At 71.6% G+C, this 8,282-nt stretch carries 7 protein-coding genes; 6 read left to right on the forward strand and 1 reads right to left on the reverse strand.

Annotated features, from left to right (window positions below; genetic code table 11):
• The 5 genes from AX685_RS13710 to AX685_RS13730 form a co-directional block, all read left to right on the forward strand.
• Nucleotides 1–481: cell division protein FtsQ/DivIB (locus AX685_RS13710; RefSeq protein ID WP_197418620.1), on the forward strand; the 481-nt coding region annotated here is incomplete at its 5' end.
• Between the two features lie 16 nt (nucleotides 482–497).
• On the forward strand, nucleotides 498–1,757 hold the full coding sequence (ftsA, locus tag AX685_RS13715) for a cell division protein FtsA (protein ID WP_066489623.1): 1,260 nt from the start codon (nucleotides 498–500) through the stop codon (nucleotides 1,755–1,757).
• 117 nt (nucleotides 1,758–1,874) lie between these two features.
• Nucleotides 1,875–3,398 carry a cell division protein FtsZ gene (gene ftsZ, locus AX685_RS13720; RefSeq protein ID WP_066489625.1) on the forward strand — a complete coding sequence of 508 codons (1,524 nt, stop codon included), beginning with the start codon at nucleotides 1,875–1,877 and terminating at the stop codon, nucleotides 3,396–3,398.
• Between the two features lie 292 nt (nucleotides 3,399–3,690).
• Nucleotides 3,691–5,835, forward strand: coding sequence for an SPOR domain-containing protein (locus AX685_RS13725; RefSeq protein WP_066489628.1), 2,145 nt, complete (start codon nucleotides 3,691–3,693; stop codon nucleotides 5,833–5,835).
• Between the two features lie 4 nt (nucleotides 5,836–5,839).
• A complete protein-coding gene (locus tag AX685_RS13730; RefSeq protein WP_066489634.1) occupies nucleotides 5,840–7,003 on the forward strand; it encodes a deoxyguanosinetriphosphate triphosphohydrolase in 1,164 nt (387 codons plus the stop codon).
• 63 nt (nucleotides 7,004–7,066) lie between these two features.
• Here AX685_RS13730 and AX685_RS13735 read toward each other — a convergent pair whose 3' ends face one another.
• Nucleotides 7,067–7,351, reverse strand: a complete 285-nt coding sequence (locus AX685_RS13735; RefSeq protein ID WP_066489635.1) for a hypothetical protein — start codon at nucleotides 7,349–7,351, stop codon at nucleotides 7,067–7,069.
• Between the two features lie 179 nt (nucleotides 7,352–7,530).
• On the opposite strand from AX685_RS13735, the gene AX685_RS13740 reads away from it, so the two are divergent.
• Nucleotides 7,531–8,282, forward strand: a 752-nt coding sequence (locus tag AX685_RS13740) for a DUF1800 family protein (RefSeq protein WP_156445809.1), incomplete at its 3' end; no start/stop codon positions are given.

Here is an 8,282-nt window from a genome sequence, read left to right on the forward strand (position 1 = left end):
CCCCGCCTCCTGCCGGTCCGCGCCGGTGGATGCCGCGCACATGCCGAACCTGCCGCTAGTGATCGGCCCCGGCGCGGACCGGCAGGAGGCGGGGTATCAGGCGCTGCTGGCCGCCGCGCCCGCGCTGAAACCGCGCATCCGCGCCGCGACATGGATCGGCAACCGCCGCTGGGACCTGACCTTCGACAGCGGCGAGACGCTGGCGCTGCCGCAGGATAACGCGGCGCAGGCGCTGGTGAAGTTCGCGCAGCTGGACGGCGCGCGATCGCTGCTGGGCAAGGGCTGGCTGCGCTTCGACATGCGCGATCCGGCCAAGCTGGTCGCGCGGCGTCCCGGGCAGGACCGCGCCAGCGCGCTGGCCGACGACGGCCGCGCCGACGAAGGCGCAGGCGGGGGCGCGGGAACGACCGGCGACGACGGCACGGGCAACAAGACCTCGGAAGCGCGCGCAGGGGACGCGGCGCGCGGACAAGAGGCATAACAGGGGCGAGAGACACATGGCGAAGGCGGCACCCGACGAGCTGATTACCGCGCTGGACATCGGATCGTCCAAGGTATCGGCGATGATCGCGCAGAAGGGCGACGGCGGCGAACTGGTGGTGCTGGGCACCGGCCAGCGCGAAAGCCGCGGCGTCAAGCGCGGCTATATCGCCGACATGGACGCCACCGAAGTCGCGGTGCGCGAGGCGGTGGAACAGGCCGAGCGGATCGCCGGGCTGAACATCGAGAACGTCTGGGCGGGCTTTTCGGCCGGCGGGCTGGTCAGCGACGAAGCGTTCATCGAGGCCGAACTGGGTGGGATGCGCATCGAACAGGCGGATATCGACGCGTTGCTCCACGAAGGGCGGCAGGCGATCGACCCGCAGGGGCGGATGGTGCTCCACGCGCAGCCCGCGCTCTACACGCTGGACGGACTGACCGGCGTCAAGAAGCCGCTGGGGCTGCATGCCGACCGGCTGGGCGTGCACATCCACGTCATCGCGGCGGACGGATCGCCGGTGCGCAACCTGGACCTATGCGTGCGATCGGCGCATCTGGAGGTGAAGTCGATCATCGCCAGCCCGGTCGCCACGGGCCTTGCCTGTCTGACCGAGGAGGAACGCGACCTGGGCGTCGCGCTGGTGGAGGTGGGCGCCGGGATCACCAACGTGTCGCTGTTCGCGGGCGCGATGCTGGTCGGGCTGAAATCGATCCCGTTCGGCGCCGCCGACATCACCGACGACATCGCCTCCGCCTTCGGCACGACGCGGTTGCAGGCCGAGCGGATCAAATGCTTCCACGGCAGCGCCAACGCCAGCCCGCGCGACAATCACGAGATGGTGACGATCCGCGAGCGTACCGACGACGAGGATTCGGAGGCGTTGCAGATCACCAAGGCGGCGCTGATCCATGTCATCCGCCAGCGGCTGGAGCACCTGATGGGCGAGGTGCAGGCCGCGCTGAAGGAATTGCGCTTCGAAGGGCCGGTCGGCCGGCAGGTGGTGCTGACCGGCGGCGGTGCGGAGCTGAAGGGGATCGCCGACTATGCGCAGCAGGCGCTGGGCCGGTCGGTACGGATCGGGCGCCCGCGCGGGCTGACCGGCCTGCCGGAGGCGCATTCCGGCCCCGGTTTCGCGACGCTGGCGGGGCTGGCGTTCTTCGCCGCGAGCGATCCGATCGACCTGCGCGGGCTGACGCCGACGCCGCAGATGGTGCATCGCCAGCGCGGCTTGCGCGGGTTCTGGAAGCTGGTTCAGGCCGCCAAGGCCAATTATTGACGCGACAATCGGGCGCTTCGCGGTAATTTCTCTTTCACCACGCGCCCCATTGTTGCACATCGGTGTGAATGGCCCGCGACAGGCGACATATTCGCGGGCGGACGGAGTAACTTGTCGATGAGCATCGAATTCATCACGCCCGACCTGGACGATCTGACCCCCCGCATCACCGTGGTGGGCGTCGGCGGTGCCGGGGGCAACGCGATCGCGAACATGATGCGCGCCGACGTGCAGGGCGTGAACTTCCTGGTGGCCAACACCGATGCGCAGGCGCTGAAACAGTCCGACGCGGAACAGAAGATCCAGCTGGGCGCGAAGATCACCCAGGGCCTGGGCGCAGGCAGCCGGCCGGAAATCGGCCGCGCCGCCGCCGAGGAGACGATCGAAGAGCTGTCGCGCCTGCTGGAGGGGAGCCACATGTGCTTCATCGCCGCCGGGATGGGCGGCGGCACCGGCACCGGCGCCGCGCCCGTGATCGCCAAGGCCGCGCGCGACATGGGCATCCTGACCGTGGGCGTCGTGACCAAGCCGTTCAGCTTCGAGGGCAGTCGCCGGTCGAAGTCGGCCGAGGCGGGGATCGAGGAGCTGCAGAAGTTCGTCGACACGCTGATCGTGATCCCGAACCAGAATCTGTTCCTGGTCGCCAATGCGAACACCACGTTCAAGCAGGCGTTCGAAATGGCGGACGAGGTTTTGCAGCAGGGTGTGCGCGGCATCACCGACCTGATGGTCATGCCCGGCCTCATCAACCTGGATTTCGCCGACGTGCGATCGGTGATGCAGGAAATGGGCAAGGCGATGATGGGCACCGGCGAGGCGGACGGCGACGACCGCGCGCTGGTGGCGGCGCAGAAGGCGATCGCCAACCCGCTGCTGGACGGCGTGTCGATGCAGGGGGCCAAGGGCGTGATCGTGTCGATCACCGGCGGTGACGACATGCGCCTTCTGGAGGTGGACGAAGCCGCGAACCATATCCGCGAGCTGGTCGATCCCGACGCCAACATCATCTGGGGTTCGGCGTTCAACCCGGAGCTGGAGGGCAAGATCCGCGTGTCGGTGGTCGCCACCGGCATCGAAAGCCAGGCGCAGACCGCCGTCCCGGCGGCGACCGCGCCGGCCGAGCCGCCGCGCACGTTCAGCTTCAACGCGCCGCGCCGCGCGGCCGATACGCCGCCCGCCGCCGCGCCGCAGGCCGCCGCACCCGCCACGGCGCCTGCGCCGGCCGCCTACCAGCCGGCACCCGAGGCTGCCGTGCCGCCGCAGCAGCCCAGCGGCGCCGCGGCGCAGGCGATGGAGGCGGGCGTGCCCGCCGCCGGCCATGTCCCGTCGCCGCAGGCGATCTCCCCGGCCAGCGAGGCCGTGGAGGACGAATTGCTGCTTGGCGCCGATGCGATGATGCCGGCGCCCGCACCGGAACCGGCCGCGCCGGGCGCCCCGGTCGACCAAGGCGATGCCGGCCGCCGCCGCTTCCTGTCGTCCGGTGCCGATGCGGACGATGCCCCGCCGCAGCCGCGCGTGAAGCTGGGCGGGACCCTGTTCGAGCGGATGCAGAACGCCACCCGCAACGCCGGGCGCGGCGACGAGGAGCCGCGCGATCCGTCCGACCTGCCGCGCTTCCTGCACCGGCAGAACAACCAGTAACCGACACGCCGCCGGTGCCCGGTCGCGCGCCGCCGCCGCCGTGGCGCCGGTGCGCGTCGGCACGGCGACGGCGCCCTGGTAGGTGGTGGCGCGCGACGCGCGGTTGTCCGTTGACGCCAGTGCCGGCGGGCGGGCCACGCATTCGTCGCCCTGCCGGGTCGCTTCGCCGCACTGACCCACGATCGCCATTGGCGGTTCATCGCGATCGGCGTGTAGGCTCCCGCCCGACCGACCCTTCCTATGCCGCCCGGCCCGCCGCATACGCGCCGGCCGCGCGGGGAGCTTGATACGCATGTCCGACGTCCCTCCGCCGCGCGCGGGACGCATCGCTGCCGCCGGCATCGCCGCCCTGCTGCTGGCGGCCTGTCCCGCCGCGGTGGCCGCGCAGCAGCTGCAGATGGTTCAGGCGCTGAACCCCGATGCGGACCGGCTGGCCGACACGATGCGGCGGCTGGGCGCCAGCCCGCGCGATCTGTCCGCGCTGATCGAGGCGGGCGACCTGTCGTTCCGGCTGGGCGACGTCACCGCCGCCGCCGCTTTCTACAAGCGTGCCGAGGCGGTCGACCCGCATAACGGCCGGGTTCATGCGGGGATCGGCCGCATCCTGGTGAATGGCGAGCGGCCGGGCGAGGCGCTGCGCTACTTCGAACTGGCGCAGCGATACGGCGCGCCGATGGCCGAATATGCCGGCGATCGCGGCCTTGCCTATGACCTGGTCGGCGAACAGGAGCGGGCACAGCGCGACTATCGCGCGGCGCTGGCGCGGGGCGGGGCCGACGCCGATCTGGACGAGGTGCGCCGCCGCTATGCGCTGTCGCTGGGCATTTCGGGGCGGCAGGAAGAGGCGCTGGCGCAGATCGACACGCTGCTGCGGCGGTCGGATCGCGGCGCATGGCGCGCGCGCGCGTTCGTGATGGCGATGAACGGCGACGTGGCGGGGGCCAATCGCATCGCATCGGGGATGATGCCGGCGGGGATGGCGCAGGGGTTGGCGGCGTTCTTCCAGCGGCTGCCGACGCTGAGCGCGACCGATCGCGCCTTCGCGGTGCATTTCGGTGAGGTCGCGGCGACGCCCGCGCGGCTGGCCGACGCGCGGCTGACCCCCGCGCTGCCGCCGCTGGGGATCGACCCGACCGCGCCGCGCCAGCAAATCGCCGCGGTGGCGCCGTCGGTCGCGCGGCCGCTGTCGCGCGCCGAACAGCGGCAACAGCAGCGCGCAGCGCAACTGGCGGCGCGCCAGGCCTCGCGCGGTGCCGCTGCGCCCGTGTCCGTGCCGCCGGTCGCTTATGCCGCCCGTTCCGCAGCGGCCAGTTCCGTTCCGGGCGCTGCCCCGGCCCCTGCGACTCCGACTCCGGCTCCGGCACCGCGCGCGCCGGGCGCGACCAGCAGCGCGTCGCCCACGCCCGCGGCGCAGGTCGCGTCGATCGCCGGGGCACAACGCCCGCCGACCGCGATCTCGCCGGCCGGATCGACCGTCGCCGGCGCACGCGTCGCTCCGGGTGTGTCGCCATCGCCGACGCCAGGCTATGCCTCTGCTGCGCCGGCCACCGCTGTCCCCTCGACCGGCGGCACGCGTCCGGCGCCGTCGGTGCAGACCGCCACCGCGACTCCCCCGGCCGCCGCTGTCCCGACGCCGGCTCCGTCCGCCGCCGCCGGCACGACGGCGTCGTCGCCCAGTGTCGCGCCGCGCCCTGAGCAAGCGGCCAATGCCTCGGTCGCGGCGGCGACCGCCACGCCGGGCTTCTCCACCACGACCGGACAGGCCCCGACGCCTGCGCCTGCGCCGGCACCCGCCCAGGTCGCGAGCGCGACGCCGGCTCGGCCGACCGCGATTGGGCGGGGCGAGGATTCGATCCTGGCGCGGATCGTGGCGGGCATCACCATCCCGGCGTCCGAACTCGATGTGCCGCCGATGCCGGGTGCGGTCCCGGTGGTGGCGCCGCCGCCCGCGCCTGGCTCGGCCGCGTCGCTGGAGGAGGCCGCGCGCGTCGCCGAGCGCAACGCCGCAGCGGACGAGGAAAAGCGCGAGCGCCTGATTGCCAAGCGGCAGGCCGAGCGCGCCGCCGCCGCCGCCAAGGCCGCCGCGGACAAGAAGGCCAAAGAACTGGCCGCCAAGAAGGAAGCGGCCGAGAAGCTGGCCGTGGAGAAGAAGGCGGCACGCGCCGAGCCGGAGCGCATCTGGGTGCAGGTGGCGGGCGGCGCGAACGAGGGCGACCTGCCCAAGGCGTGGAAGGCGGTGCAGGCCAAGGCGTCGGCGCTGGCCGGGCGGCGCGCCTATGCGACGCCGTTGCGCGCCACGAACCGCGTCGTCACCGGCCCGTTCAAGACCGAGGCGGAGGCACGCGCCTTCGTCAACACGCTGGCGAAGCAGGGGGTGTCGGCGTTCAGCTTCACCAGCGCGCCCGGACAGAAGATGACGCGGCTGGACACGAAATAGCATCATGGCCGATCTTGCCCCCTGGGCATCCCACCCCGCGCGCAGTCGCGGGCGCTGCCATGCGGAGGAAGCGGGCGACCGTGGCCCGCGCGATGCGTTCCAGCGCGACCGCGACCGGATCATCCATTCGATCAGCTTCCGCCGCCTGCGCCACAAGACGCAGGTGTTCCTGGCCCCGGACGGCGATCACTTCCGCGTCCGGCTGACCCACAGCCTGGAGGTGGCGCAGATCGGCCGCACGATCGCGCGCACGCTGGGGCTGAACGAGGATCTGACCGAGGCGCTGTGCCTGGCGCATGACATCGGCCACCCGCCGTTCGGCCATGCGGGCGAGAATGCGCTGCAAAAGGCGATGCTGGCGGCGGGCGGTTTCGACCATAACGGCCATACGCTGCGCACGCTGATGTGGATCGAGCGTCCCTATCCGCGCTGGCGCGGGCTGAACCTGACATGGGAGACGCTGGAAGGTCTGGCGAAGCACAACGGCCCGATCTACGCGCCGAGCTGGGCGCTGGCGGAGGCGGATGCACAGGCGGCGCTGGAGCTGACCAGCCATGCCTCGCTGGAGGCGCAGGTCGCGGCACTGGCGGACGACATCGCCTATGACAATCATGACATCGACGACGGCCTGCGCGCGGGGTTGCTGACGCTGGGCCAGATCGAGGCGGTGCCCCTGGTGGCGGAGGGCTGGGCGCGGCTGGACACCACGTTTCCGGACCTGCCGCGTGAACGGCTGGCGGGGGAACTGATCCGCAGCCAGATCGGCGCGATGGTCAACGACCTGATCGCCGAATCGCAGCGCCGCATTGCGGAGGCGGGGGTGGAAAGCGTGGAAGAAGTACGCGCCGCCGGGCGCCCGCTGATCGCCTTTTCCCCCGCGATGGCGGCGGCGGAGCGCGAGCTGAAGCGGTTCATGTACGCCAATCTGTACCATCATCCGCGCCAGCTGGAGGCTGCGGATGCAGCGCATCATGTCGTCGCGGGGCTGTTCGCCGCCTATCGCGGCGATCCGTCGCTGCTGCCGGAGGAATGGCGCGCCCGGTTGCCGGAGGGGGAGCCGGGCATCAGCCGCCATATTGCGGATTTCATCGCGGGCATGACCGACCGCTATGCCGTGGCGCGCTATCGCGAGGTTGTGGGCGCGATCGACCTGCCCGAAGGGTTCTGAGGCACGAAAACGGGGCGCGCCCGGCGGCACGCCCCGTCCTTGCTGTCCGGAAGAACCGGCGGATCAGTTGGCCGACGCGAGCGCAGTCAGCGGCGTCTGCGTCCGGAACGACACCGGATAGCCGTTGGCATGGCCGGTGACGCGGTTGCCGTCGACCAGCAGGCGGAAGCGGCTGGCGGAGCCGACTTCGCGACCCTCGATCAGGGTACGGCCGCCTTCACGCGCGCTGGTGCTGTACACATAGGTATGGCCGTCGCGGGTAAAGGTCTGCTGCGCCGGCTCCGCGGCCATGCCCATCGTGGAGATCAGCGCGGCGGCGGCGGCGGTGAGGATCGAAACGGTGCGCATCGTGATAACCCCCTCAGGTCACAGTGAATGATGCGATGCAACATAAATGCTGCGTTGCGGCGTGCAATTGAATCGATCGCGATCTGGATTGCGGCTTTTGCAATCATCCGAACGCGCGGCCGGCATAATTCTGCGACACACCCGGCGTATCGCGGCATCCGCTGAGGGACGAAAATGCCATGACGCCGCAGACGATCGCGCTTCACCGCTTCGGAATGGGAGCGACCCCGGAAGACCGGCCGCCCGACGACCCGCACGCATGGGTGACCGCGCAGTTCGCGCGCTTCGATGCGCGCCCCGCGCCGATCGCGGCGACACGGACGGCGTTGCAGGCGGCGGCCGATCTGATCGCCTTCCAGAAGCAGCGGCGCGAGGTGCGGGCCGCTGCCCCCGCCGTAGCCGCTGCCGCGGCGAACGGTGCCGCCATGGTGCCGCCGACGAAGCCGGGCGACGACCCGGAGCTGAAGGCGCAACGCCGCGCGTTGCGGCAGGATCATTATGCCGCGACCGCCGACGCACGGCTGGCGGCGGCGCTGGCCAGCGACACGCCGTTCGTCGAGCGGATGGTGTTCTTCTGGTCCAATCACTTCGCCGTGTCGGCCGACAAGCAGGCCGTCACCCCGCTGGCTGGCGCGTTCGAGTTCGAGGCGATCCGCCCGCACGTGCTTGGGCGGTTCGGCGACATGCTGTCGGCGGTGGCGCGGCATCCGGCGATGCTGCTGTACCTCGACCAGGCGGTGTCGGTCGGCCCCGAAAGCCTGCGCGCGCAACGCGCCGCGATGCAGGGCCGGCGCCGCGGCCTGAACGAGAATCTGGCGCGCGAGATACTGGAACTGCACACGCTGGGCGTCGGCAGCGGCTATACGCAAGGCGACGTGACCGAATTCGCGCGCGCGCTGACCGGCTGGACGGTGGCGGGGCTGGGCGGGGG

Origin of the sequence: Sphingomonas sp. CCH9-F2 (assembly GCF_001556735.1) — a bacterium.
GTDB lineage: Bacteria > Pseudomonadota > Alphaproteobacteria > Sphingomonadales > Sphingomonadaceae > Sphingomonas > Sphingomonas ginsenosidimutans.

Excerpts from the sequence above, each read along its gene's own strand:
- ftsA (WP_066489623.1), top strand. The coding sequence starts at position 498 with ATGGCGAAGGCGGCACCCGACGAGCTGATTACCGCGCTGGACATCGGA.
- ftsZ (WP_066489625.1), top strand. The coding sequence starts at position 1,875 with ATGAGCATCGAATTCATCACGCCCGACCTGGACGATCTGACCCCCCGC.
- AX685_RS13725 (WP_066489628.1), top strand. The coding sequence starts at position 3,691 with ATGTCCGACGTCCCTCCGCCGCGCGCGGGACGCATCGCTGCCGCCGGC.
- AX685_RS13730 (WP_066489634.1), top strand. The coding sequence starts at position 5,840 with ATGGCCGATCTTGCCCCCTGGGCATCCCACCCCGCGCGCAGTCGCGGG.
- AX685_RS13735 (WP_066489635.1), bottom strand. The coding sequence starts at position 7,351 with ATGCGCACCGTTTCGATCCTCACCGCCGCCGCCGCCGCGCTGATCTCC.